This is a genomic window from Psychrobacter sp. UBA3962, assembly GCF_002385225.1.
In the GTDB taxonomy this organism is placed as follows: Bacteria; Pseudomonadota; Gammaproteobacteria; order Pseudomonadales; family Moraxellaceae; genus Psychrobacter.
This window is the reverse complement of the sequence record NZ_DGDC01000028.1, coordinates 1-25,029: the sequence shown is the minus strand read 5'-3', so window position 1 is coordinate 25,029 and position 25,029 is coordinate 1. Positions and strand designations below refer to the sequence as shown.

General features: G+C 42.1%; 23 protein-coding genes. 12 read left to right on the top strand and 11 right to left on the bottom strand.

Annotated elements, in window-relative coordinates; translation table 11 throughout:
• Window positions 1-69: 69 nt before the first annotated feature.
• The 3 genes from menA to B3S92_RS07225 all read right to left on the bottom strand — a co-directional run bounded on the left by menA (window position 70) and on the right by B3S92_RS07225 (window position 2,923).
• On the bottom strand, window positions 70-1,062 hold the full coding sequence (menA, locus tag B3S92_RS07235; RefSeq protein WP_296204345.1) for a 1,4-dihydroxy-2-naphthoate octaprenyltransferase: 993 nt from the start codon (window positions 1,060-1,062) through the stop codon (window positions 70-72).
• 28 nt (window positions 1,063-1,090) lie between these two features.
• Window positions 1,091-1,957, bottom strand: coding sequence for a CDP-diacylglycerol--serine O-phosphatidyltransferase (pssA, locus tag B3S92_RS07230; RefSeq protein ID WP_296204343.1), 867 nt, complete (start codon window positions 1,955-1,957; stop codon window positions 1,091-1,093).
• Between the two features lie 90 nt (window positions 1,958-2,047).
• Window positions 2,048-2,923: a 23S rRNA (adenine(2030)-N(6))-methyltransferase RlmJ gene (locus tag B3S92_RS07225; RefSeq protein WP_296204342.1), complete on the bottom strand. Its 876-nt coding sequence runs from the start codon at window positions 2,921-2,923 to the stop codon at window positions 2,048-2,050.
• 221 nt (window positions 2,924-3,144) lie between these two features.
• On the opposite strand from B3S92_RS07225, the gene B3S92_RS07220 reads away from it, so the two are divergent.
• Window positions 3,145-4,002, top strand: a complete 858-nt coding sequence (locus B3S92_RS07220) for a 2OG-Fe(II) oxygenase (RefSeq protein WP_296204340.1) — start codon at window positions 3,145-3,147, stop codon at window positions 4,000-4,002.
• Between the two features lie 94 nt (window positions 4,003-4,096).
• Entirely contained in the window at window positions 4,097-5,302 is a 1,206-nt protein-coding gene (dapE, locus tag B3S92_RS07215) for a succinyl-diaminopimelate desuccinylase (protein ID WP_296204339.1), read from the top strand.
• A gap of 98 nt (window positions 5,303-5,400) precedes the next feature.
• On the opposite strand, the gene iscX is transcribed toward dapE, so the two are convergent.
• Together iscX and B3S92_RS07205 are read right to left on the bottom strand one after the other, a co-directional pair.
• On the bottom strand, window positions 5,401-5,607 hold the full coding sequence (gene iscX / locus B3S92_RS07210; RefSeq protein WP_077449753.1) for a Fe-S cluster assembly protein IscX: 207 nt from the start codon (window positions 5,605-5,607) through the stop codon (window positions 5,401-5,403).
• Window positions 5,608-5,723: 116 nt separating this feature from the next.
• The gene (locus B3S92_RS07205; RefSeq protein WP_296204335.1) at window positions 5,724-6,299 is read right to left on the bottom strand and encodes an acyl-CoA thioesterase; all 576 of its coding nucleotides are present in this window, start codon (window positions 6,297-6,299) and stop codon (window positions 5,724-5,726) included.
• A gap of 323 nt (window positions 6,300-6,622) precedes the next feature.
• Between B3S92_RS07205 and B3S92_RS07200 the strand changes: the two genes are divergently transcribed.
• Both B3S92_RS07200 and groL read left to right on the top strand, forming a co-directional pair.
• A complete protein-coding gene (locus B3S92_RS07200; protein WP_028859774.1) occupies window positions 6,623-6,913 on the top strand; it encodes a co-chaperone GroES in 291 nt (96 codons plus the stop codon).
• A gap of 145 nt (window positions 6,914-7,058) precedes the next feature.
• Complete coding sequence (groL, locus tag B3S92_RS07195) at window positions 7,059-8,705, top strand: chaperonin GroEL (protein ID WP_077451212.1); 1,647 nt, start codon at window positions 7,059-7,061, stop codon at window positions 8,703-8,705.
• Between the two features lie 160 nt (window positions 8,706-8,865).
• On the opposite strand, the gene yaaA is transcribed toward groL, so the two are convergent.
• Window positions 8,866-9,678 (bottom strand): peroxide stress protein YaaA, encoded by an 813-nt coding sequence (yaaA, locus tag B3S92_RS07190; RefSeq protein WP_296204329.1) that lies wholly within the window; start codon window positions 9,676-9,678, stop codon window positions 8,866-8,868.
• A gap of 431 nt (window positions 9,679-10,109) precedes the next feature.
• Between yaaA and B3S92_RS07185 the strand changes: the two genes are divergently transcribed.
• The 4 genes from B3S92_RS07185 to B3S92_RS07170 all read left to right on the top strand — a co-directional run bounded on the left by B3S92_RS07185 (window position 10,110) and on the right by B3S92_RS07170 (window position 14,147).
• Window positions 10,110-11,243, top strand: a complete 1,134-nt coding sequence (locus tag B3S92_RS07185; RefSeq protein ID WP_296204327.1) for a Re/Si-specific NAD(P)(+) transhydrogenase subunit alpha — start codon at window positions 10,110-10,112, stop codon at window positions 11,241-11,243.
• Window positions 11,244-11,347: 104 nt separating this feature from the next.
• The gene (locus B3S92_RS07180) at window positions 11,348-11,731 is read left to right on the top strand and encodes a proton-translocating transhydrogenase family protein (protein ID WP_007394003.1); all 384 of its coding nucleotides are present in this window, start codon (window positions 11,348-11,350) and stop codon (window positions 11,729-11,731) included.
• Window positions 11,732-11,748: 17 nt separating this feature from the next.
• Window positions 11,749-13,137: an NAD(P)(+) transhydrogenase (Re/Si-specific) subunit beta gene (locus tag B3S92_RS07175; protein ID WP_296204347.1), complete on the top strand. Its 1,389-nt coding sequence runs from the start codon at window positions 11,749-11,751 to the stop codon at window positions 13,135-13,137.
• A 293-nt stretch (window positions 13,138-13,430) separates the two neighbouring features.
• Window positions 13,431-14,147 carry a DUF3108 domain-containing protein gene (locus B3S92_RS07170; RefSeq protein WP_296204320.1) on the top strand — a complete coding sequence of 239 codons (717 nt, stop codon included), beginning with the start codon at window positions 13,431-13,433 and terminating at the stop codon, window positions 14,145-14,147.
• A 98-nt stretch (window positions 14,148-14,245) separates the two neighbouring features.
• On the opposite strand, the gene B3S92_RS07165 is transcribed toward B3S92_RS07170, so the two are convergent.
• The gene (locus tag B3S92_RS07165; RefSeq protein ID WP_296204316.1) at window positions 14,246-14,677 is read right to left on the bottom strand and encodes a hypothetical protein; all 432 of its coding nucleotides are present in this window, start codon (window positions 14,675-14,677) and stop codon (window positions 14,246-14,248) included.
• 3 nt (window positions 14,678-14,680) lie between these two features.
• Window positions 14,681-15,319, bottom strand: a complete 639-nt coding sequence (gene wrbA, locus B3S92_RS07160) for an NAD(P)H:quinone oxidoreductase (protein ID WP_296204313.1) — start codon at window positions 15,317-15,319, stop codon at window positions 14,681-14,683.
• A 293-nt stretch (window positions 15,320-15,612) separates the two neighbouring features.
• On the opposite strand from wrbA, the gene B3S92_RS07155 reads away from it, so the two are divergent.
• Window positions 15,613-17,187: a YihY family inner membrane protein gene (locus B3S92_RS07155; RefSeq protein ID WP_296204311.1), complete on the top strand. Its 1,575-nt coding sequence runs from the start codon at window positions 15,613-15,615 to the stop codon at window positions 17,185-17,187.
• A gap of 45 nt (window positions 17,188-17,232) precedes the next feature.
• Here the strand turns inward: B3S92_RS07155 and B3S92_RS07150 are convergent, their stop codons facing one another.
• Window positions 17,233-17,781 carry a GNAT family N-acetyltransferase gene (locus tag B3S92_RS07150; protein ID WP_296204309.1) on the bottom strand — a complete coding sequence of 183 codons (549 nt, stop codon included), beginning with the start codon at window positions 17,779-17,781 and terminating at the stop codon, window positions 17,233-17,235.
• Window positions 17,782-18,015: 234 nt separating this feature from the next.
• On the opposite strand from B3S92_RS07150, the gene ribF reads away from it, so the two are divergent.
• The gene (ribF, locus tag B3S92_RS07145) at window positions 18,016-19,086 is read left to right on the top strand and encodes a riboflavin biosynthesis protein RibF (RefSeq protein ID WP_296204307.1); all 1,071 of its coding nucleotides are present in this window, start codon (window positions 18,016-18,018) and stop codon (window positions 19,084-19,086) included.
• Between the two features lie 108 nt (window positions 19,087-19,194).
• On the opposite strand, the gene B3S92_RS07140 is transcribed toward ribF, so the two are convergent.
• Window positions 19,195-20,388, bottom strand: a complete 1,194-nt coding sequence (locus B3S92_RS07140) for an NAD(P)/FAD-dependent oxidoreductase (RefSeq protein ID WP_296204304.1) — start codon at window positions 20,386-20,388, stop codon at window positions 19,195-19,197.
• Between the two features lie 244 nt (window positions 20,389-20,632).
• Complete coding sequence (gene acs, locus B3S92_RS07135; protein WP_077451202.1) at window positions 20,633-22,579, bottom strand: acetate--CoA ligase; 1,947 nt, start codon at window positions 22,577-22,579, stop codon at window positions 20,633-20,635.
• Window positions 22,580-23,194: 615 nt separating this feature from the next.
• Here acs and B3S92_RS07130 point away from each other — a divergent pair.
• Together B3S92_RS07130 and B3S92_RS07125 are read left to right on the top strand one after the other, a co-directional pair.
• Window positions 23,195-24,340: an NAD(P)/FAD-dependent oxidoreductase gene (locus B3S92_RS07130; protein ID WP_414707011.1), complete on the top strand. Its 1,146-nt coding sequence runs from the start codon at window positions 23,195-23,197 to the stop codon at window positions 24,338-24,340.
• A gap of 66 nt (window positions 24,341-24,406) precedes the next feature.
• A complete protein-coding gene (locus B3S92_RS07125; protein ID WP_296204300.1) occupies window positions 24,407-24,964 on the top strand; it encodes a hypothetical protein in 558 nt (185 codons plus the stop codon).
• Window positions 24,965-25,029 lie beyond the last annotated feature (65 nt).

Sequence of the window (25,029 nt, the reverse complement as noted above, 5' to 3'; positions counted from 1 at the left end):
TTATAGACCCTTTATTTTTTCTGTCAACCGCCTTTTGTATTTTTTTGAATTTATTTTAAGACCTTCATTTTAAAACAGATGACTGAGACCAATACCAAGCACGAATAACAGGTTAATAATAAGTGTCAACTTAACGATTACTTTTAATTGGCTACCTATCAAGACGGTATCCACCCTACTATTCTCAGTAACCGTACTGAAACCAGGAGTCTCTATTGGCTTTGCAGAATAGATAAATGCTAAGTGTTTAACTATTAAAGGCAGGGCCAATAACCATAACAAGCTATAAGAGTTATAGACAACACCGTATAGCAAATAGCATAGGATAGATAAGAGCATTAATAGTGCATAACCCATCCTCATCCTTTTGCTGCCTAGCAACACAGCAAGGGTTATTTTTCCTGCTTCCTTATCACTATAAATATCTCGCATATTATTGACAAATAAGACGCAGGCTGCCAATCCACCACATCCAGTTGCTGGCAACAAATGACTGGATTGAAACTGACCGGTTTGCAAATAGGCACTACCCAGTACAGCAAGCCAACCAAAAAATATAAGAACAGCGACCTCACCCATAGCGCGATAACCATATGGTCGTTTGCCCATGGTATAAGCCATAGCGGCAATAATAGCCAATATTCCGAAACCTAAAAAGACTAAAAAGTCGCGTAGATTATCAAAGCCAATCGCTATTAAGGCTACCCCTGAAACAAAGGTGATTAATGCCCATCCAAATATTAGACGTTTGAACTGACTCGGCTGCAATAATCCTTGTGCTGTCATACGTTCTGGACTATTAGCATCTCTAAAACTATCTGTTCCCTTAACCCCATCTCCATAATCATTGGCCAGATTAGACAAAATCTGTAACGCCAACGCTACCCATAAGGTAAGAGCAAACACCACAAGGTTCTGTCCACTAATGGAAGTAGATGAAGCAAGTTGTGATAAAGCTAAGCCATTGCCGCAGATAATGCTAGCAATGGCTAAAAGGAAGGTTCTAGGACGAGTAGCTTGTAATAAAGCTCTTGCAGAGGAAGAAGCGGGAGGTTTATTCATAAATTAGTGCAGTAGGTTATAAATACTATTAATGACTCACTTTAGATTTGATGGTAGTAAATATACCTGACAAAGCATAAATAATCCCTATCGCCAAAATACCCACTGGAATATCGTAAAGCACAATGGCCATAACCAATACACCAATAATAAGGGCGACAAAAGGGACTTTCTTTTTATCAAACTCTTTAAAGCTATAGTATTTAATATTACTGACCATTAATAAGCCGCAGATAACGACCCAAATAGCAGCGATAACCATAACTAGACCAGCGTACTGGCCTATCCATTGGTTGTGATCGATAGCGACCATGACAGAGCTGGTCACTAAAATAGCCGCTAATGGACTGGCTAAGCCGACAAAGTATTTCTTATCTACTTCACCAATCTGCACATTAAATCGAGCCAAACGGAACGCCGCACAAGCCGTAAATATGAAGGCACAGCCAATACCTACTCTACCCAAAGGCTGTAATGCAAAACTATAAATTAATATAGCAGGAGCTACCCCAAAGGCCAGCAGATCTGCCAAAGAGTCATACTGCTCGCCAAAAGGACTTTGTGCATTCAGCATGCGAGCAACACGCCCATCGGCCCCATCCAAAATAGCCGACAAAAATATCGCCAATGAAGCTTTATAAAACTCGCCTTGAGTACTCGATAGGATTGAGAAAAATCCAGACAGTAAAGAAAGTGTGGTAATCAAGTTAGGAGCCAAATAAACTCCGCGACTGACCACAGGTTTACCATCAGCAACTTCGTGCTCAACAACTTCAAATGTTAAGGCATCTAAACCTTCTATACCCGAATCAGTAGGGCGTGTAGAAGTAGATATATCAGGCTGTGCTGCCTCTGATCTGACAGCTTCTGAACTCGATTGATGTGTGGGCTTCATACTAAATCCTTTATTGATCAAAAGCCAAGCCACTTAGTTAATAAACAACCTAAACATGAATTGCTTAATACCAAGTAGCCTGGTAAATCGTTACTCGCCTACTAGCCAGCGTACACTTACTGCTTGGCTCTTAGGTAATTCAGGAGCATCTTCTGGACGCATTAAAGGCTGAATGAAATTTAGAATTTCACGAGCATGCTGATCAAATTTCCAAGGGGGATTAATAATAAGCATACCTGTTCCATTCAGACCTACCGCAACATCATTAGGGTAGATATTAAGCTCACATAACAGCTGCTTACGAATCCCTGTACGCTTCATTTTCTTATAAAAAAGTTCGACGGCTTCAATATTTTTAATCGGGAACCAAAGGGCATAAACCCCTTGTGGCCATTTGGTCATCGTCGCAACCAACAACTCGACCAAACGAGTAAAGTCTTTATGCTCCTGCTCGTAAGGCGGGTCAATTAAAATAACACCACGACGCTCTACTGGGGGAATAACCGCAGGAATACCTTCAAAAGCATCACGGTTATGAATGCCAATAGGCAATTGGTAAAGCTGATAGTTCAGCGCATCGTATTCAGCGTTTTTAAACTCGAAGGCTTCGGCTCTTATTTCAATTTCAGGGTTTTGTTGAACATGATTGGCAATCCACCAAGGAGAGCCGGGATAAACGTGTCTGTCATAAGTTTGACGCGCCTGTTTAATATCCTCAACATACTGACGCACAGCATCAGGCGCTTCAGAGATATCCGCGTCTAAAATCTTTTGCACACCTGCTTTGGCCTCGCCCGTCTTGCGAGCCTCCTCACTGCTTAATGAGTAAAGACCGCGTCCGCCATAAGCGTCTAACGCGTAATAAGGTTTGCCCTTAGTGCTCATTTGATTAAGCAGTTGAACCAGTAAAATGTGTTTTGCAACGTCGGCGAAATTACCGGCGTGATAGGCGTGTTTGTAATTCATAAGTTAGCTTGTTTTAGTGTAGAAAGGTTTGTTTTCAAAAATTAGTTCTATGGTAGCATAAGCTGGTTTAAAATAAGTATATTAATGGTTAATAGCCCATTATGGCACCAACATTGCCATTAATTTGCTGTTAAACTGACTTTTAACTTATACCCTATCTGGTCAGTTTTACATAAGCTCATCCTTGGGCTCTATAAAAACGAACCTCAGAGATTCCGCCAATGACTAAAGTCGTTAAGACGACCATCGCAACTATTGAAAGTAACTTAACCCCTACCTCTTATAATTTCCAAGATCCAATCACAGCGGCTATTCCTCCTCCGCTACTTCCAGAAGATTTAGCGACCTCTAAAGAGCAAGCTCGCCAAGCGTTACAACAGCTACCTCCCGATGCTACTTTTAGTCAACAACATAGTCATTTAATCGACATTGATTTAACTGAGACGCAAAAAACTCTCGACCAATCTGATTTTGAAGCAAAGTGGGAACAAAGAATAGATGATAAAGCCTTAGAGCTTCTTATTAATGATGGGTTTATCGTCCTAGATGATGTGTATTCTCAAACAGCGCTATTGGCCTTACAAGCCGAAAGTGGCTTCATCGATTATCGTGATGCAAAACTGACTGAAGGCGTGCGTAAGACTGATATCCGTGGAGACCGTATTCGCTGGATTACCAAAGATTTCTATGCAGGCTATCATTATCTACAAAGTATCAATGAGTTGGCTTTTTTCCTAAACCGAACTTTATTCGCTGGTATTCGGCATAGTGAGGCGCATTACGCCTGTTATCCACCTGGTTTTGGCTATAAATGGCATTCTGATAACCCTATCGGACGCGACGAGCGGGTAATCTCGGCAGTATTTTATCTCAACGATGAATGGGAAGATGCTGATGGGGGTCAAATCTCTATTATAGACAGTCATAATAAAAGCCACCAATTATTGCCTAAAGCCAATCGATTAGTTATTTTCGACAGTAACTTACAGCATCAGGTCGAGATAGCACATCGTCAACGCTACTCCATTGCCACTTGGCTACGTAGTGATGAAGCTTTGATAGTTGCAGAGCCGTTATAAGGCTGTTACTTTTTATTAAGTATGAGCCTATTGGTTCTCTGAGAGCCAGTCGCTAGCAGTATTTATTTTCTATTTCATATATTTAAGGGAAATTATGAGTTCTAACCACACTACAGGCCAGTCAAATCATCAACAACAAACCTTAGAGCTTAGTATTGAGCTAATGCGCCGAGATTCTGTTACCCCTCTCGATAAAGGCTGTCAGGAGGTGTTGGTTGAGCGTTTAAGCCCGATTGGGTTCGAGCACGAGTTTATGTATTTTGGTGATAAACAAGTCAGCGGTCAAAATGCTCAGGTAAAAAACCTATGGGCCAGACGTGGAAATCAAGATCCTGTGGTGTGCTTCGCTGGTCATACTGATGTGGTGCCTACTGGTAATGTCGATAATTGGAAAATCCCTCCGTTTGAGCCGACTGTTAAAGAGGGCTATCTTTGGGGACGCGGTGCTGCCGATATGAAAACGGGTATCGCGGCCTTTACTATCGCTGCAGAAAACTTTGTCAAAAATCATCCGAATCATAACGGTTCAATTGCCATGCTAATCACTTCTGATGAAGAAGGTCCTTCTATCAACGGTACGGTAAAAGTAGTCGAAGCTTTAGAAGCTCGTGATGAAAAAATCACTTATTGTTTAGTCGGTGAGCCATCGAGTACCGATACTTTAGGTGATATCATTAAAAACGGCCGCCGTGGCTCGTTAGGTGGCATACTTACGGTCACTGGTAAGCAAGGTCATGTCGCCTACCCTCATTTGGCGGTTAACCCGATTCATGCTCTCCTGCCAGCATTAGCCGAGTTTACCAATACCGAATGGGATAGCGGTAACGACTTTTTCCCGGCTACCTCTATGCAAATTTCAAATATCAATGGTGGCACCGGCGCCAATAATGTGATTCCTGAAACGGTAGAAGTGGTGTTTAACTTTAGATTCTCGACTGAAACCACAGAAGAAGAATTGAGAGCCAAAACCCATGAAATCTTAGATAAGCACTTTGCAGATTCTGAAGCTACCTATGAGATTGAGTGGAAGTTGTCGGGTCATCCGTTCTTAACCGCTGAGGGTAAACTTGTTGATGCTTGTAAAATAGCGGTTAAAGAAGTGATGGGTATTGACACTACCCTATCCACTTCGGGCGGCACTTCAGACGGCCGCTTTATCGCCCCAACTGGTGCGCAAGTGGTTGAACTGGGTGTACGTAATGCCACCATCCACCAAGTTGATGAACGTGTTGAAATTGATGATATAGGTAAATTGGCGCAGATTTATGAGCGCATGCTAGAAGAGTTGTTGTTGGGTTAAAAAACTTTTGTTCACAGCCTAAAAAAGCCAGTTCCTCTTATAAAGGAGCTGGCTTTTTAATGACTTTATTTTATAAAAATAAATTTTATACAGCTGAGTTAATCCGCTTCATCAATCCAATTCATCTGAATGGCTTCCAAGATGCCTTCGTTCGAGCGATTTGGATCATCATCAAAGTTTTCAAGCTCGGTTACCCAGCGGTGCAAATCGGTAAAACGAATGTATTGTGGGTCAGTATCTGGAAACTTTTCATAAAGCTCAATAGCGATATCTAGGCTGTCGGTCCATTTAAGTTTCTGATTCATAGTGGTTTCCTTTTTATGAAAGTATTTTTTTAGTAATACGTGAACTAAAACTGGTATACCCTCAATGCTAACAAATATCAAAGCACGTATATAGCCAGTTTTATCAAAGCCAAACTTTACTGAGACTTAATCGCCATTTGGTTGGCATTCCAAGTTTCAATAACTTCGGTCAAGCTCTCCCCTTCCATTCCTATGCATGAGGGTAACTGCTTACCCTTTTTATTAAATAAAACAAACTTAGTAAGCCCCACAGCCATTAACGTATCTTTGACATAGAAGTGATGCTGGAAATAGACATACTTCTCATCCCATCCCTCTAAAGCACTGGTCACCGTCATTTTATCTAAGAATTTAATTTCTTTTAGATAAACCATCTCTTGCATAGAGATGATCCAATCCAGACTCAGCCCGCCCAAACCATTTTGCTTCAAAATTTTATACAGCCAAGCAGTCACGTTAATCTCAATAAAAGATAAATAGCGATAATTGGGTAAGTGATCACGAAAGCCCATGTCATGCGGTAAGACCCGGTAACTTCTACTAAAAGGACGGAATAAATCTTCAGTGGAAACTTTTACAGTATTATCGCTCCCTTGCTGCGCGGTCTTATTTTTTTCCGAGTTTTTATTCGACTCAGAATGCTCACGTTTTAGTAACGCCATCACTATAAAGAAGCGAATTAGCATATTCATTACTAGTCTCCAGACAAGGGTAAATCAGATTTTCAAAGGATGTTATTGGCTAAATAGCCCGTTAAATAAAACTATTTACACAAAGCATAAGTTCGTCGCAGGCAATAGTCTATACAGCCGTTGACCACTTGTCAGTCAACTTAATAAAAAATTTGCTCGTTTAAGGTTGAAAATCTAGTCCATTAACCCCATTTTTAGGACAGCCCCATAGCTCATGGCAGAATTTCATCTAATACCCTTGAAATTTTGCTAAATAACAATACCTTCTTGAGTGATATGGGTACCCTTTTATCAACTTAATTAAATTTTTAATGGAGTGAACAATGAATATTCGCCCTTTACATGACCGCATCGTTGTCCGCCGTGTGGAAGAAGAACAAAAAACTGCCGGTGGCATTTTATTACCAGGTTCGGCACAAGAAAAACCATCTCAAGGCGAAATCTTGGCTGTTGGTAACGGTCAAATCCGTGAAAATGGTGAAGTTCGTGCTTTAGACGTTAAAGTTGGCGACAAAGTCCTATTCGGTCAATATGCAGGTCAAACCGTAAAAGTTGACGGCGAAGAACTATTGATTATGAAAGAGTCTGACGTATTGGGTGTCCTAGAAGGTTAATCTAAAGGATTAATAATCTTCTTTTGGCTTAGGCAATCCACTATTACAAAAATAGATTGGCTAAGCCAATAAGCTCAAAAAGTTCAAATCAACTCTAATAAAAAAAATTAACACTCATTAACTAAAATAACTGGAGAGTATTCTCATGGCTAAAGACGTAAAATTTGGCATTGACGCTCGTAAACAGATGATGGACGGCGTAAACATTCTAGCGAACGCTGTTAAAGTAACCTTAGGTCCTAAAGGCCGTAACGTGGTTATCGACAAATCTTTTGGCGCGCCTGCAATCACTAAAGACGGTGTATCAGTTGCCAAAGAAATCGAACTAGAAAACAAATTTGAAAACATGGGTGCACAGCTGGTTCGTGAAGTCGCTAGCAAGACTAACGACGTAGCTGGTGACGGTACTACTACCGCAACTGTATTGGCTCAAGCCATCTTAGTTGAAGGCATGAAATCAGTAGCTGCTGGCATGAACCCAATGGACCTAAAACGTGGTATCGACAAAGCGGTTGCTGCTGCTGTGCAAGAAATCCACAATATCTCTACTCCAGCTGATGACTCTAAAGCCATCGCTCAAGTAGGATCTATCTCTGCTAACTCTGATACCAAAATCGGTGAGTTAATCTCTGAAGCTATGGAAAGAGTGGGCAAAAAAGGTGTTATCACTGTTGAAGAAGGTTCAGGCTTCGAAGATTCACTAGAAGTTGTTGAAGGTATGCAGTTCGACCGTGGCTACATCAGCCCCTACTTCGCTAACAAGCAAGACAGCTTAACCGCTGAATTTGAAAACCCATTCATTTTGCTTGTTGACAAAAAAATCAGCAACATTCGTGAAATCGTGCCCTTACTTGAGCAAGTAATGCAGCAAAGCAAGCCGCTACTAATCATCGCTGAAGACGTTGAGAACGAAGCACTAGCTACTCTAGTTGTGAACAACATGCGTGGTGGTCTGAAAACTTGTGCGGTTAAAGCCCCAGGTTTCGGTGACCGTCGTAAAGCTATGTTACAAGACATCGCTATCTTAACTGGTGGTACGGTAATCTCTGAAGAAGTAGGCTTAAGCTTAGAGAGCGCAACTATCGAACACTTAGGTACTGCGAAGAAAGTAACTGTAGGCAAAGAGAATACAGTTATCGTTGATGGTGCAGGTTCTAAAGCGGATATCGAAGCACGCGTTGAGTCTATCAACCGTCAAATCGAAGAATCTACTTCAGATTACGACAAAGAAAAACTACAAGAACGTGTTGCGAAACTATCAGGTGGTGTTGCAGTAATTAAAGTAGGTGCTGCTACTGAAACCGCTATGAAAGAGAAAAAGGACCGTGTTGACGATGCGCTACATGCGACTCGCGCTGCAGTAGAAGAAGGTGTGGTACCTGGTGGTGGTGTTGCTATGGTTCGTGCTTTAAATGCACTAGCTGACCTACAAGGCGATAACGACGACCAAAACGCAGGTATCAACATTTTACGCCGTGCGATGGAAGCGCCACTACGTCAAATCGTAACTAACGCAGGTGATGAAGCTTCTGTAGTTGTAAACGAAGTTAAGAACGGTTCTGGTAACTATGGTTATAACGCAGCCACTGGTGTATACGGTGATATGTTAGAAATGGGTATCCTTGACCCAGCTAAAGTATCTCGTTCAGCGCTAGAGCACGCAGCTTCTGTGGCAGGTCTAATGCTGACTACTGAAGCGATGATCACTGATAAGCCAGAAGACAATGATGCTATGGCTGGCATGGGTGCTGGTGGTATGGGCGGCATGGGTGGTATGGGCGGCATGATGTAATCATCCCCCTTCCCCTTAGTTGCTTATGATACGCTAAAGGTGTAAATAGCAAACAAAACCCCGATAGGCAATAGCTTATCGGGGTTTTTTATTGTTCACGCTCTTTTGGTACAGCTTAAAAAATTACCGCTTATAAATCTTAAAGCTGTTAATCAACAGGTTACTGGTCCCCCTCATCCCGTCTAAAAGTCCAGTTATGGTCATCAGACAGCTCATCCACATAATAATAACCGGCCAAATCAAATTTCTTTAACTCTTCTGCCTTGGTTATCTTGTTATCCGCAGCATATTTCACCATAAGACCCCGTGCTTTTTTGGCATAGAAGCTGATCACTTTATAGTTGCCACTTTTTTCATCTTCAAACCGTGGGGTAATGATCTCGGCATTAAGTGATTTCTTTTTAACAGCTTTAAAATACTCGTTGGAAGCCAAGTTAATCAACACATTGTCTTCACCCTGCTCGCTTGACTCATTCATTCTTTGATTAATAACTTCAGTGACTTCCTCCCCCCAAAATTGATACAGGTTATCGCCACGGTCATTCTTCATTTTGGTGCCCATCTCTAAGCGGTAAGGTTGAATTAAATCAAGAGGTTTTAATACCCCATATAATCCTGACAAAATCCCTAGGTGCTCATTAAGATAAATCACCGTCTCTTTCTCTAGGTTATACACATCAAGACCGGTATAAACATCTCCGTCAAAAAGATAAGCCGCGGCTTTGGCATTAGTTTCGTCAAAAGGTTTTTGCTCACTCCAAGCCCAGTCCTGATTACGCTGCGCATTTAGTTGCGCCAAATCATCAGAGATACTCATCAGCTCCTGCAAATCTACAGGCTCTTTAGACTTCAATATTTTCATCAATTCTTGAGCATGCTCAATCAGCTGGGGCTGACTATAATAATTTCCCACATTGACCGGGACCTCATCGCTCTCATTTAGACTTTTGGCTGGAGACAATACAAAGTACATCGCTTTATCCTCGATTTATTTTATTTCTGGCTTAGTTTCATTCTTTGACTCGTTATAGTTTAACAAGTTTAAGCCCTTCCTGACTAATCTGTAATCACTGACTTAATTTTAATTTATCTTGAAACACTGATAATTTTTTCTCGCATTCATAGATAACCTTGTGTTATGTTTCCATCTAACTTTAGCAAAGCACATAAATTAAAGTTTGTGATTAAATTTAACTGGTCGGTCATATTTCTACGATGAATTATTTTAATTTATATTCTTATAATAAATTCCCATGATGGTATTCGGTTAGCCATTTATTAAATTGATAACCATTAGTTTGAATATCATTAACCAGATGTTTTCACCACGGAATATTAGATGTTTAGACAGCATCGGGTGAATTTAGTCAAAACTTAGATCAATTAATCAAGCTAGGAGCGAACATGATAATAGGCACAATCCAAGCCAAGCAGGCATTTGAAGGACGCGTTGCAATTACGCCCGACTCAGTAAAGAAACTTATTAAGCTTGGTCATGAAGTGATTATTGAATCTGGTGCAGGTCAACATGCCTATTATGATGACATTGCTTATCTCAATGCCAGCGCTAAAGTTGCCAGTGAGTCTGAAGTACTGTCTCAAGCAAATATTATTTGTGTGGTTCAAAACTTAACCGCAGAGCAGATCGCTCAACTGTCTAGCGGTAGCATCGTCATTGGTATGCTTGACCCTTATCGCAATGATCAGTTAGACAACTATGCGCAGCAAGGGGTAACTGCCTATGCGATGGAGCTGCTACCCCGCACCCTATCTCGTGCGCAAAACATGGATGTTCTATCCTCACAAGCTAACTTAGCCGGTTATAAAGCGGTTCTAATGGCAGCCAATGAGTATGCCCGTCCGTTCCCAATGTTTATGACCTCGGCCGGTACAGTTAAGCCTGCCAAAGTGGTTATCTTAGGGGTGGGCGTGGCTGGTCTTCAAGCCATTGCTACTGCTAAGCGTTTGGGCGCTGTGGTTGAAGCCAGTGACCTACGTCCCGCCGCCAAAGAGCAAGTTGAGTCGTTGGGTGGCAAATGGTTAGATGTACCGATGAGCGATGAGGAAAAAGAAAAAGCCAAATCAACAGGCGGCTATGCTTGGACCCCTTCTGAGCAGTACATGAAAGATCAGGCTGCCGTGGTCGATAAAGCGGTCTCCAATGCAGATATTGTTATTACCACGGCTCAAATTCCAGGTCGTAATGCGCCAAGATTGGTGCATAAAACGACGCTAGACAAAATGAAAGCCGGCTCAGTATTAATCGATATGGCCGCAAGCTCAGGCGGTAACGTTGAAGGTACTGTCTCTGGAGAAACCATTGTCACAGAAAATGGCGTACGTATCATCGGTGCTGCCAACATTCCAGCAAGCTTAGCGGCACAGTCCTCTGACTTATATGCCAATAACTTAGTGAATTTTATTACCACTTTATTTGATAAAGACAACAACAATGCCTTAACGATTAACCTTGAAGATGAAATTCAGGGAGCTTTAGCAGTGACCCATAGTGGTGAGGTGCGTTTACAACGTAGATAAAGGCTTGATAAGTCAGGCAAATATTGCCGACTAAAGCCTCTGCGCTGTCAAAAATAATCCAAAAAGCTAACATGAATATTTCAGAAAGATCTTAGGAGAAGATTATGCTTGCTACTTTATTAGCAACCGCACCACTGGGCGTTGCCGTAACTGGTGCTACCCCTTTCGTGGCCATATTTACCATCTTTGTATTGGCCATATTTGTGGGTTATTACGTTGTTTGGGGCGTTACCCCTGCACTTCACACCCCTTTAATGGCGGTAACTAATGCCTTATCAAGTATCGTTATCGTGGGTGCGATGCTACAAACGGTTCATATTGATGGCAATGCCATTTCAGTGACCAGCTTATTGGGTGCCTTCGCTGTGTTTTTAGCCAGCATTAATATTTTTGGTGGTTTTGCAGTAACTGAGCGTATGCTTGCCATGTTCAAACCTAAAGCGAAAAAAGTAAACACAGCGGCTGACCAAAAAGGAGGGGACGCATGAATCCTGAATTAACTCAAATGAACTGGATTGCTGCTCACGCTGATTGGTTCTATTTAATAGGCGCTGTATTATTTATTCTTACTTTACGCGGTCTATCTAGCCCAAAAACGGCCATTCGTGGTAACCGTTTTGGTATGGCTGCCATGGCCATTGCCGTAATTACCACCTTCTTCTTAGCAGAAGGGCCTGTACTTTGGCTTATCATCGGTGCGATGATTTTAGGTGCTTTAGTCGGTATGTGGAAAGCGAAAACCGTTGCCATGACCGAAATGCCGGAAACTGTGGCATTAATGCACTCTTTCGTTGGTTTGTCTGCGGTCGCTATCGCCCTAGCCACTGTACTTAATAGCACACACGAACACAGTACCATTGCTCGTGTTGAATTGTTCATTGGTTGCTTTATCGGTGCCATTACTTTCTCCGCTTCAGTGTTTGCCTTCGGTAAATTAGGCGCTAAGAAATGGGCCAAAACGGTCAATGGCGGCTGGGTTAAACCCTTGCAGCTGATCCTTTTTGTGGCCATGATTGCTTGCGGTGGCTGGTACTTCGTTACTGAATCTATGCCAGCGTTCTATGCCATGACTGTATTTGCAGTGTTATTTGGCTGGATGTGGATTGCCCCAATTGGTGGCGGTGATATGCCGGTGGTTGTGTCACTACTTAACTCATTCTCGGGTTGGGCAGCAGCAGGTATCGGTTTCACCTTAGGCAACTCAATGTTGATTATTGCCGGCTCGCTAGTAGGGTCATCAGGTGCGATTTTATCTTACATCATGTGTAAGGCTATGAACCGCTCATTATTAAACGTATTGTTTGGGGGAATGGGGTCAACCGCTGCTGTCGCCGGTAGCGATGATGGCGCCCCAAAAACTTATAAGTCCGGCTCTGCTGAAGATGCAGGCTTCTTAATGAGCAACGCCAGTGACGTTATTATTGTTCCAGGTTATGGTATGGCCCAAGGCCGTGCGCAGAATGCGGTAAAAGAATTATATGAGCTGCTGAAGGAACAAGGCGTCAATGTTCGTTTTGCCATTCACCCTGTTGCGGGTCGTATGCCAGGTCACATGAACGTACTGCTTGCTGAAGCAGATGTGCCTTACGATGACATTTTAGAGATGGATGAGATTAACTCTGACTTCCCAAGTACAGATGTGGTGTTAATTATTGGTGCCAACGACGTGGTTAACCCTTCTGCTAAAGATGATCCAGGTTCTCCAATCTTTGGTATGCCTATTCTTGAGGCCTCAAAAGCGCAAACGGTTATGGTAATCAAGCGCTCTATGAGCACGGGTTATGCTGGACTAGACAACCCGCTATTCTATTTAGATAAGACCATGATGATCTTTGGTGATGCCAAAAAAATGGTTGAAGAAATGGTACGCACTATTAACGGTGGCGGTCACTAGGCTTAATATTCGCTCAATACATCCATTGCATTAACATTAATATAAAAGGCAGCTTAGGCTGTCTTTTTATTTTCTGAATTATTTACTCTAGATAACCTTATAACTCTCTTAGCAAGAAATGCTAACAAAACACCTTCAATACTGCCCTTGGAAATGTAACAAGGTATAACCATATATAGAGTATAGTTAGCTTTAATAGGTTTTCGCTTAGTTAGATAGAGACGACTCTATCAAAGACAGGCGTATCCCATTGATAACAACTCAAAGAAAAGAAATAAATTAAGGGCAAAAATATGTTTAACAAATTAAAAAATATAAAAGCAAAAAAATTAGTGGCAGGTGTTGGTCTAGCAACGGCAACCGCAGTGGCTTCAACTGCAGGTATGGCTTCAACAGCTTTAACCCCTTCTACTGCGGATTATTCTTTCACTGTTGAAAATAAATATAAAGGTACTGCCACCCGTACTTTAACCAAGTCAGGCAACACTTGGAACTATAAAGTGAATGCCAGAGTGGCCGGTGTGGCTACAGCGAATCAAAACAGTACCTTCAGCTTAAGTGGTAATAATATTATCCCAAGCAGTGCCAGTACCGCTTATAAATTATTTGGCATCGGCAATACCCATAGTATGAAGTTTAGTAATTCTGGTAAAAAAGTGGCCAGTACTTACCGTGGTAAGACCGTGAACTTATCAGCCCCTAATAGAGCTTTTGATGATTTGAGTTTAGAGGCCCAAATCAGACAAGACCTATTAACCGGCAAATTCACCGGTAACTACTATATGGTCAAAAAAGACAAAGTAGAAAAAACACCTTTCAAAAAAGCAGGCAATACTAAAATTACAGTCCCAGCAGGTACTTTTGATACCATTCGTGTTGACCGTATTCATGATGATAATGACCGTTCAACGAGCTTCTGGTTAGCCCCTAGCTTAGATTATTTACCTGTACAAGTGACTCAAATCAATGATGGCAAGAAAATGGAAATGAAACTGACCAAAGTCCGTTAATTTTCTAAAAATAATACAGTCCTGCTAAATTGATGACTAAAAAAACGCCTCACTAAATCTAGTGAGGCGTTTTTTATTATAGTAGCTATAACCTATCGCTATCCATTCATGGACGGTAAGCGCTTCAATAATTTAAATAACCAAACATTGATAAGCAGAATAAGTATCAGATCTATAGCATAAACCCACATCACGCTACTGCCGCTGTCATAAAATCTAGAGAATAAAGTAACGCCGCTGGCACCCAAGTAAACCAAGGTCAGCATGCTACTCATCAGTAAGGCATAAGGCGACTTCCCTTTTATTACCCAAGGCGTAACGATAAGCGCTGGAATCAGCCACAATAGCTGCCAAGCGATACCTCCGATAACATCTGGCTGGGTCGCCAATAAAGACCCTAACAGCACAGGTAATCCGATACCTCGATAAACCAGCCAAGCAAGCCAACTCATTCTTAGTCTTGATTGTAACTTAGCAATAAGCGTTACGTTCTCTGGACTACTTCTGTCCAGCACCTCTCTTTTAGCCATGAATTACAACCACTTAGCATTAGCTAGCGCTTTGGCAGCACTGGCAAGACGACGACCTTGAGCAATTGCTAAGCTGCGCTCATCTTTGGTTATGGGTTGGTCGTGAGCACTGCCACTGACATGAGTGGAGCCATAAGGCGTACCTCCACGATTGGTGCGATTTAACTCAGGATTTGAATAAGGCACTCCCAAGATCATCATACCGTGGTGCAACAAAGGCATCATCATTGTCAGTAAGGTGGTCTCTTGCCCGCCATGCATCGAGCCAGTGCTGGTAAAGACAGTAGCTGGTTTGTTTTGTAAATTTCCAGCCAGCCATAAGGTTACAGTGCTGTCCCAAAAATGCTTCATTGACCCAGCCATATTACCGAAATGGGTGGGGCTGCCTAAGGCAAGACCTGAACAATTTTTTAGATCAGACATGGTGCAATACAAATCGCCTTCATCTGGGATTGCCGGCTTAGCCACTGTAATCTCTGCAGCCACCTTAGGTACCGTACGGATACGAGCCGTCATACCTGCCTCCTCGATCCCTTGAGCAATGGCATAGGCCATCTCTTTAGTAGTCCCATATTGTGAGTAGTACAATACCAACACATAGTTGTCTGTCATAGATTGGCTAGAGCCATTATCATTTGTCATAAAACGTTACTTCCAAATATTTAAAATTTCTATTACAAGGTAGCTTAAAGGCAATAGGCACTGAACGAAAACCACTAAAACCAGTGTAGATCATTTCATGAAGTCATTTTGCCATAGCTGAAGCTTTAAAACTGAATTTGAAAAAATTTTAGTCCGAAATTGGTGTATTAGCAGTATCATATCAGTTAGGTACAAACTTTCTTCACATTTTGATTATCAATATTTGATAAACTATGCCACCTTTATACAATAAGCCACTCTACTTTTCGATAACCTAACACAACGATTCTAATATGGAAAACCTGTTAAAAAAGCTGCCATTTTACGACAAATCTTGGTTTAACTTCCTGCGCTTTTTGATTCGCAACTTTATTAACGACAACGGCCAACAAAAAGCGGCCTCTTTGACTTACACCACGCTATTATCTATCGTGCCTATTTTAACGGTTTTATTGATGATTTTGTCATCAATACCGGCTTTAGAATCTGTGCGCGATCAAATATCTAATATTATTTATAGTAACCTGTTGCCACAGTCAGGGCTACAAGTATCACAGTATCTTGATAGCTTCGCCGAAAAGTCGAGTAACTTAACAGCGATTGGTGCCATGGCATTATTCGTCACCAGTATCATGACTTTAACCACCATTGAACGTGCTTTTAATGAGATTTGGCGGGTAGAAGATCGCTCGGGTGGCATAAAAAGTATTGTTCGCTACTGGACCATTATAACCCTAGGTCCATTGGTGTTGGGGACAGCTTTTATCGTATCAAGTACGGTTCAAAGCTTAAGCTTTTTAAACCAGCAAATTGGCGGTTACGGAATCGACTGGAACTTCTGGATTCAATTGGTGTCGTTCGCGATAACTATCGCAGGTTTCATTGGCATGTACTGGTTTATTCCCAAAGCCAAAGTGCCTTTAAAAAATGCAGCAATAGCCGGTGTCTTTGTGGCGGTTACTTTTGAATTGCTGAAGTACTCATTCGGTATCATTATGAGTAATTTCACCAGTTATGAAGCGATTTATGGTGCCTTTGCTGCCCTACCTATTTTCCTATTATGGATTTATTTGTCTTGGAACCTAATCTTACTTGGGGTTGAGATAAGCTATACATTAACTATCTTTGCGACCAAAGAGGTCTATCCTCGTCACCCACTACTAAGCCTACTAGACATGTTGAACCTGATTTATGATCGCTATCAAGATGGCAATTCAACCAGTGAAGAGGAGCTACGTAGCGTATTAGGTCGTAAAGAGTTGCCTAAGTGGTTTACCTATCTCAATTACCTATTAGACAGCAACTTAGTTACCATTACTGAAAAAGGTAATTATGTCCTAAAAAGAGACTTAGACAATATTACCTTGTGGGATTTTTACCGCACTCTTCCCTATCCACTACCCATCAAAGATGAGTTAGATGATATGAGTGCCAATATGGACACGCCTTGGTTAAGCTTGTTAATTCAGCGCTTCAAAGACACTGAACAGCATGCCAAAAATGAGTTAGATATTCCTCTTGCTGATATCTTTGAAAACAGCCTGCCGCGTCAAGGTGTTGAGACAAACAAGTCTATGTTTGATGACTCTGATAAAAAGACACAGGCAAAAAATAGTGGCCCGTTAAAACCCGATGATAACAACCTTGATGCAGAGGCTTACGACCCAGATGCAGAAGTGGTTGAGGATAACCAAAGAAAAGAGGCGACTATCCCTCCTGATGCTGACCTAAAGTCCGGTGCTAACCTAGATAATAAGACAGACAAAGCCGCTCATAAATCTAAAAAGAAAGGGGGGCTATTTGGCATCCTGTCTCATGATAAAGATGAGCCTATCATTACCGAGGATGATAATCCTTATAAGCAGTAAGCTGTCTTGGTTTAGCCAAAAGCGTTATGGTCTTTAATAAGAAGCCTATAACGCTTTACCCAGTATTACTAGATCTGCAGTGAAACCTTGCATGTCACAAACCTTAGGAAATCTTCCCCAAGGCTCAAAGTCAAACTTTTGGAATAAGGCCAGGCTTGGCTTATTATGACCAAATATAAGCGCCAAGATATTTTGGATGCCCAGTTGTGGTGCTTGACTTAACATCCATTGCAGCAACAAACTGCCCAAACCTAAACCTTGGTATTGTGCCGCGACATAAATACTAATCTCACTACTGATATGGTAAGCTATCCGATTTTTGACATCGCTAAAGCTACCCCATGCCATGATGATACCTTCAGTATTGGTCGCCACATAAATAGGGCGATTGGGCCGAGTCAAATGCTCATCAAACCAGCCCTGTCTATCGGCAATGGTCACAGGCTCTAAGTCCGCTGTCGAGGCTTTACCAGCGATACTTTGATTGTAAATATTCACAATATCGGGCAAGTCAGAGGGTTGAGCCAAACGAATCTTATGCTGGTTTAGAGGTGGGGTTACGTTTTTAGAAGCTGAGTTGAGGGAACTAACCATAGTGTTATTTTCTCATTACAAGGCATTGAGCTGATTTCGAGTCTCAGAGACTGTAATTTTACATTATAATGAAGACAAGTTATCTATAAAGTAATCACCTTTTAAGGCCATTTGCAATCTGCATTATTGTGCTATATTTTCTATTTATCTAAATTACCGGTTTAATGATTTATCTGGTTATTACTTACTTTTAAAGTAGCTGACAACTACCCTTGTGCTTATCGATAAGGCTTTATGAAAACAATTTTTTTAGATTTGACCAAAATTCTTGCTGGCAAGAGCCACAGTAGTCTAACTGCTGACAGCGTATTAACCATTGGTAACTTCGATGGGGTGCACTTAGGCCATCAAGCCATGTTAAAACAGCTGCAGCAAAGTGCTAGCGAGCAGCAGCTGCAGACTATGGTCATGATCTTTGAGCCTCAGCCGCGTGAATACTTCGCTCAGCTAAAATCTGACCCTTCATCTGCTCCTGCTCGCTTAACCTCTCAAGATGAAAAACTCACTTTACTGGCTAAGTTTGGCATTGATACGGTTGTTATCGCTAAATTTGATGAAGCTTTTCGCTCTTTGTCAGCTTCTGAGTTTGCAGACATATTAGTTCATCATCTAAATGTGAGGTCACTGGTGTTGGGTGATGACTTTAAGTTTGGTCATGATCGTACCGGGGACAGTGAGTTTTTACGTAATTATGGGTTGCCTGTTACCAATCTACATACCATTACCGATACCCATGCGGCAGGAGTTGAGGAGAACTCGTCGCTTAAAGACGAACGCATCAGCTCGACCAGGATTCGTGAACTATTGGCTCAAGGTGATCTGAATACGGTCAGCCGCCTACTCGATCGTGACTATACGATTACCGGTAAAGTCGTCGGAGGCGATAAAATCGGCCGTACTTTGGACTTTCCAACCGCCAATATCGAATTAAATAGAGTCCGTCCTGCTCTGCACGGTGTTTATGGTGTAGACGTGGTGATACTAGATGAGGCTGGAGAAGTTATTGCAGATGCTTTTTCAAGCCTTGCTAACGATAGGAAGGTTGGCGTTGCTGGGCTACGTCCGAATAGTTTATTTGGCACTGCTAATATCGGTATCCGTCCTTCAGTAGATAAGCCTCATGAATGGCGTCTTGAGGTTTTTTTCCCAGAGTTTTCCGGTAATTTATATGACAAGACATTGCAAGTTAGATTCTTACATCATTTACATGACGAACGTAAATACGAAAGCTTAGAAGCACTTAAAGCGGGTATTAAACAAGATGTTATCGATTTAATCGAGTGGCGCCATAATCAAGACCAATAATTGTTATTTATCAACACTTCTTAAAAAGGCGAGGATATTTAAAATATCCTCGCCTTTTTTTAAACTTAATTTATCATGAGTTAATTTTTATAAAGCACTTTTTGTTATTTAAGTGGCAATTGCCTCTACCACTTGCGCTGCGGCTTTAAAACAGCTTTCTATCCGGCCTTCATCACACCAGTCGCCCGTCACTAGCCACTGTTTACTATTATCGACATAACTAATTTGTGAGGGGTTGTAACTTTCTATCTGAGCCGTAGCAGCATAACGCCAACGATGACAGTCTATCCATTGCGGGGCCGTAGTATGCTCCCAGCTCAATAACTGCTGTGCGGCTTGCAGTAGCTGTTGCTGAACCTCCTCTATCGCTTCCTCTACCTTTGATTCAGACCAGTCATTGCTGGCATGAATAGTAACACTGGGCAAGATAGCTTCACGACCTGGCTTATGATGCTCAATGAATATAAGGCCAAGGGGTGAGTTCATCTGCTTAACCTCGAGCACTTCCCACTGGGCCTTTTTCAAAGCTGAAGGTAAAGTAGACTCTTGCTCCCAGCCTAACATCAAGCTATAACAAGCCAGCATCTTTGGAAGCTTAAGATTATCGAGCAAGGCAAAGTCGGTTTGCTCGAAAAGCTCGATGGCTTGCGCCTGTGGTGCGGTACATACGACCCAATCAAACCTACCTAGCTCATTGCCTTTATCATCCCATAAAGTAGTCTGAGCTGCTGTGTCAGGTGAGTTTTGATTGACTGAGTTATCAGAGCTTAAGGGGGCCACTCGGGTTTTATAATAAAGCTTAGTATGCTTTAACTCAGCCGCCAAAGCTCGACCAAAACTGGTCATTTTTGGACTACTGATATATCGCGGCTGTTCATTGCCCCAGTGTCCGGTTAGCTCAATGTCTGGCTTTGATTGTGAACCGTTCGCTGTTGCAGTTGTAGCAAGCCAACACTCAATAACGCCCTGCTTTAGCCAAGGCTGTAAATAAGCTTGGAAAGCCTCTGATTTGGCAGTGAAAAACTGAGCACCGAAATCAAATTGCCACTGTTGCTCGCTATGGAGATCTGGATTTCTATAACGAGTAGCTAAGCGCCCTACCCCAGCGGATTTCTCAAAAATGGAGATATCTAGTGCCTGTCCACAATTAGCAAAAGCTTGCTCTAATAAGTGAGCAGACATCAGCCCAGTCATCCCAGCGCCAATAATAGCAATTTTAGTCGCTGCAGCTGAAGGAGTTGCTAAATTGCTGTCGTGCGCTGAGCCATCGGCCCCTACTGAAGTATCGTAATTTATAGTCATAAGTTAAATGTATTTTTTTAAGATGAAGAAGAATATCAAGCAGATAATGTGTGGCAAATTCTAAGCCAATGATACAGGCTATGACCTATCAATTGTGTAAAAAAACCACTGACCCAGTAAGTCAGTGGTTTTAAGTTTATTACCGAGGTGAAAGCATCTGTAACCTTAACTTAAGGCGTTAACTTTCACTCCTCTAGCTCCACACCCTTTAGATAAGAAGCTAGAAAGTTAAAAAGTTAAGAGACTAAGCGGACTTTACGGTTTTGATTAAATCATCCACCACACTCGCTTCAGCCAATGTTGAGGTATCTCCTAGACCATCAAACTCGCCTGCTGCTAGCTTACGCAGGATACGGCGCATAATCTTCCCTGACCGAGTTTTTGGTAAAGCATCCACAACATAAATGGCGTCTAGGTTGGCAATAGGTCCAATCTCTGCCCGTACATGGCGATTTAATTCACCGCGTAATCTTTCGCTATCTTCCTCACCATGTCTTAAGATGACATAAGCACAGATGCCTTGACCTTTTAACTCGTGCGGCATACCCACAATAGCTGTTTCAGCAGCAGCAGGGTGCGAAACCAAGGCACTCTCAATCTCTGCCGTGCCAATACGGTGACCAGACACGTTCAATACATCATCCACACGACCGGTAATCCAATAATGACCGTCTTCATCACGCATAGCCCCGTCGCCAGTGAAATAGCTACCAGGATAGGTGGTATAGTAGGTCTCTAAGAAGCGTTTGTGGTCGCCGTAAATGGTTCGCATTTGACCTGGCCAACCATCGCTGATAATCAGGTTGCCCGCTGCTGCATCCTCCAGTTCAACCCCATCAGAGTCTACGATAACCGGCTTAATGCCATATAGAGGGTTCATGGCGGCCCCTGGCTTCATGTCTACTGAGTTAGGTAGCGGAGCCATTAAGATACCGCCTGTCTCAGTTTGCCACCAAGTATCGACGATAGGACAACGTCCTTCCCCTACAACGCTGTGGTACCAGTCCCAAGCTTCAGGGTTGATAGGCTCACCCACAGTGCCTAATAAACGTAGGCTTTCTCGGTTTGACTCACGAACAAAAGCATCGCCCTCTTTCATCATTGCCCGAATGGCTGTTGGCGCAGTGTACAAAATACTGACGTCATGTTTATCAATGATTTGACCGATACGGGCCCATGTGGGGTACTGCGGAACTCCTTCAAACATAACGGTAGTAGTGCCGTTGGCTAGTGGACCATAGGTGACATAGCTGTGACCGGTAATCCAGCCCACATCTGCTGTACACCAAAAGACGTCATCTTCTTTGACATCAAACACATCTCTAAAGGTAGAAAGCGCATAAGTTAGATAGCCCCCTGTGCTGTGAACCACCCCTTTTGGCTTACCGGTAGAGCCTGAGGTATATAGTAAAAACAACGGATCTTCAGCATTCATGGTCTCAGGAGGACAGTCCTCATTAGAGTTATCAATAACTGTATGATACCAAACATCGCGTCGACCACTCATAGGCACTGAGTTACCGGTGCGGTGTACCACAATGACCTTCTCGACACACTCGGTGCCATCAACATCCAGAGCTCTATCTACATTGGTTTTCAGTGGGCTGTATCGGTTGCCGCGCACCCCTTCATCAGCAGTGATGACCAGTTTTGCCTGACTGTCGACAATACGACTGGCCAAACTTTCGGCTGAGAAGCCACCAAATACTACCGTATGCACTGCCCCAATACGAGCACATGCCAACATAGAGACGACGGCTTCTGGCACCATGGGCAGATACAGCGCTACTCGATCACCCTTACCTACGCCCATCTTGCGCATGGCGTTACCCAAGCGGCACACTTCTGAGTGCAGCTCTTTGAAAGAGATAATTTTGTGTAGTGAAGGGTGATCCCCTTCCCAGATAATGGCTGGCTTATAAGGATTATCGACCAAATGACGGTCTAAACAGTTGACTGAAACGTTTAATTCACCATCCTCAAACCATTTGATTCTAAAATCATCAAGATCGTAATTAATGTCTTTAATTTTTGTGGGTTTTTTTATCCAATCAACCAACTCCGCCCGCTTGGCCCAAAAAGCCTCATTGCTTTCATCAGATTCAATAGACTGTTGATATAACTGGGCATATTTTTCTGGGTTGGTATTGGCTTGTGCTGCAAATTCAGAGCTGGTTGGAAATTTTTTCATAATATAAAGTCCTTTTTTTAATGTGAATCCATCCTGGAAATCACCAGTAGTCACTGATAACCATAACAGCAAAGAAATTCTGGGCTGTTATCATGATAAAATAGGATAGGGAAGAAGACAAAGAGGGGTAGATTAAATACCGTAGAGAATATGTGAAAGGGTTTAATTAAGACCATAGCCCGTGATCGTGCTTAGAAGTCTAAATAAACCTCATCTAATAGAAGATGCTATGCGTTCACTCAGTCCTTTCCCTATGACTGTAGTACCCTCATAGTTTTACTAGATTTTGATACAGTTGTAAACTACTATTTGGTGTAAACTCCTAAAAAAGTTATGATTTTTTAATTCTGACAATGATTCTATTAGCCTATTTCATTCTTGTTTTTCCATTATTAAATGCCTGAACTAAGGGCTTATTGAGCCACTCATTCATCCCCAATTATTTTTACAAAAGCTGATTTCATGACCCAAAATTCTGCCCCTCATTCTGACTCTAATACCTCTTCAATTAAGCCTTGTGGCAAAGACTTAAGCACAAGCTCACTTACCTCCTCAGCTAAGTCTAGCGTTGATGTGCTTATTATAGGGGCTGGAGCGTCAGGCTTATACTGTGCAATGACAGCAGCTCAAAGAGGTCGTTCGGTATTGGTCGTTGATCATGCCAATAAAGCAGGGAAAAAAATTCTGATGTCTGGTGGCGGACGCTGTAACTTTACCAATTATGTGGTGGAGCCTGAGAATTTTATCGGTGAGAACGGCCATTTCTGTAAATCAGCCTTAACCCGTTATAACCCTTGGGAGTTTATTGGGCTGGTTGAGAAGCATGGTGTCCCCTATCATGAGCGTGATTATGGCCAACTGTTCTGTGATGACTCGTCAAAAGACATCCTAAACCTATTGCTTGATGAATGCTCTGAAGCTGGCGCTAAAGTCCAATTAAAAACTGATATTATTGCTATTAAGTCTTTGCCACAAGATAACGATAAACAAGGCTTTATTGTTGAAACCTCAAAAGGCGCGATTTATTGTCACTCCTTGGTTATAGCCACCGGTGGCTTGTCTATTCCTACCATGGGAGCCACTGGATTTGGCTATGAAGTAGCGCAGCAGTTCGGGCATCAAATTATCCCTACCTCAGCCGGATTAGTGCCCTTTACCTTTACCGATAAAGTCGGGGACATGATTGCTTCACTAGCCGGTATTAGCTTAGATGTCATTGCCTTTAATGAACGGATTTCGTTCCCTAGACCTATGTTGTTTACGCACCGAGGCTTATCAGGCCCGGCGATGTTACAGCTCTCTAATTACTGGCAGGTGGGGGAAGCGATTCATATTAACTTGGTGCCTAATGTGGATATCGGTGAGTTATTACAACAGGCCAAAGCTCAGCATCCCAAACAACTAATTCGTAGCGTCTTGTCTGAATATTTCCCAAAAAAACTGCTATTAGCGTTACAAGACCTGCACTGGTTAGATTTTAAGGACAAAGAGCTGGCAAATATTAAAGATGAAACGTTAATAACCCTTGGCGATAAAATAAATAACTGGACCATAAAGCCCTCTGGCACTGAAGGCTATCGTACTGCTGAGGTCACTCGGGGTGGCGTAAATACTGATGAGGTGTCGTCAAAAACCTTTGAGAGTAAGCTACAACCGAACCTGTATTTTATTGGTGAAGTACTTGATGTGACGGGCTGGCTTGGTGGCTACAATTTCCAATGGGCTTGGGCCAGTGGTAAGGCTTGTGGCGAGGTAGTTTAGGGTTACTAAAACTATTTATATTGTCCTTTAAATATTTGAGGTTATAAACCAAAATGATGAATAACTATGTCTACTCAGAACTCTACAAGTAAAACAATTGGCTCCAGAATAAAAGACATTTTTGTTACCTTGGTAGGGTTATTCGTACTCTCTATCATTGGCTTAAAGTACTATTCAGTTTACCAATTTAATAAGCAAAACCCTGATTTATATACTCCGAGACCTGTAAAAGGGGAAAAGCCAAGTAAAGAAGAGCTGATAAGACTTATGAATGATATTACAAACAACCTAAACCAACAAAGCCGTAGCTTTTATAGGAATGAGGGCGTATATGAAGGCTTTATTCTTTTATCTAAAACCTATACCAATCCAAATGAACAAACATTAAATCAACTAGAGAGCAATATCGCTCAGCAAAATATTTGGACTAAAATCAACTCAGAGCAAGCCAATACTCAAATATTTTGTCACGAGCAAATAATGCTGGAGAAACATTATAATCGCAATGAATTAGAAAAGTATCTCCATATATCTATCCGCTGGGATAGTACTGGCGAATGCCGTGACTTACATTACAACCCTGATAGCAACCTTGCAAAGCGGTTGTTACAATCAGCTAATTAATAAAAAAGCCTATCACATTATCGTAATAGGCTCTTTTTTTATTGGTGTCCCGTCCTGAAATAAGT

Coding starts and splice junctions, on each gene's coding strand:
- B3S92_RS07140 (WP_296204304.1), bottom strand. CDS start 20,388: ATGACTATAAATTACGATACTTCAGTAGGGGCCGATGGCTCAGCGCAC.
- B3S92_RS07180 (WP_007394003.1), top strand. CDS start 11,348: ATGCTTGCTACTTTATTAGCAACCGCACCACTGGGCGTTGCCGTAACT.
- acs (WP_077451202.1), bottom strand. CDS start 22,579: ATGAAAAAATTTCCAACCAGCTCTGAATTTGCAGCACAAGCCAATACC.
- B3S92_RS07200 (WP_028859774.1), top strand. CDS start 6,623: ATGAATATTCGCCCTTTACATGACCGCATCGTTGTCCGCCGTGTGGAA.
- groL (WP_077451212.1), top strand. CDS start 7,059: ATGGCTAAAGACGTAAAATTTGGCATTGACGCTCGTAAACAGATGATG.
- B3S92_RS07205 (WP_296204335.1), bottom strand. CDS start 6,299: ATGAATATGCTAATTCGCTTCTTTATAGTGATGGCGTTACTAAAACGT.
- B3S92_RS07130 (WP_414707011.1), top strand. CDS start 23,195: ATGACAGCAGCTCAAAGAGGTCGTTCGGTATTGGTCGTTGATCATGCC.
- menA (WP_296204345.1), bottom strand. CDS start 1,062: ATGAATAAACCTCCCGCTTCTTCCTCTGCAAGAGCTTTATTACAAGCT.
- ribF (WP_296204307.1), top strand. CDS start 18,016: ATGAAAACAATTTTTTTAGATTTGACCAAAATTCTTGCTGGCAAGAGC.
- B3S92_RS07125 (WP_296204300.1), top strand. CDS start 24,407: ATGTCTACTCAGAACTCTACAAGTAAAACAATTGGCTCCAGAATAAAA.
- B3S92_RS07155 (WP_296204311.1), top strand. CDS start 15,613: ATGGAAAACCTGTTAAAAAAGCTGCCATTTTACGACAAATCTTGGTTT.
- iscX (WP_077449753.1), bottom strand. CDS start 5,607: ATGAATCAGAAACTTAAATGGACCGACAGCCTAGATATCGCTATTGAG.
- B3S92_RS07150 (WP_296204309.1), bottom strand. CDS start 17,781: ATGGTTAGTTCCCTCAACTCAGCTTCTAAAAACGTAACCCCACCTCTA.
- dapE (WP_296204339.1), top strand. CDS start 4,097: ATGAGTTCTAACCACACTACAGGCCAGTCAAATCATCAACAACAAACC.
- B3S92_RS07220 (WP_296204340.1), top strand. CDS start 3,145: ATGACTAAAGTCGTTAAGACGACCATCGCAACTATTGAAAGTAACTTA.
- wrbA (WP_296204313.1), bottom strand. CDS start 15,319: ATGACAAATGATAATGGCTCTAGCCAATCTATGACAGACAACTATGTG.
- yaaA (WP_296204329.1), bottom strand. CDS start 9,678: ATGTACTTTGTATTGTCTCCAGCCAAAAGTCTAAATGAGAGCGATGAG.
- B3S92_RS07225 (WP_296204342.1), bottom strand. CDS start 2,923: ATGAATTACAAACACGCCTATCACGCCGGTAATTTCGCCGACGTTGCA.
- pssA (WP_296204343.1), bottom strand. CDS start 1,957: ATGAAGCCCACACATCAATCGAGTTCAGAAGCTGTCAGATCAGAGGCA.
- B3S92_RS07185 (WP_296204327.1), top strand. CDS start 10,110: ATGATAATAGGCACAATCCAAGCCAAGCAGGCATTTGAAGGACGCGTT.
- B3S92_RS07175 (WP_296204347.1), top strand. CDS start 11,749: ATGAACTGGATTGCTGCTCACGCTGATTGGTTCTATTTAATAGGCGCT.
- B3S92_RS07165 (WP_296204316.1), bottom strand. CDS start 14,677: ATGGCTAAAAGAGAGGTGCTGGACAGAAGTAGTCCAGAGAACGTAACG.
- B3S92_RS07170 (WP_296204320.1), top strand. CDS start 13,431: ATGTTTAACAAATTAAAAAATATAAAAGCAAAAAAATTAGTGGCAGGT.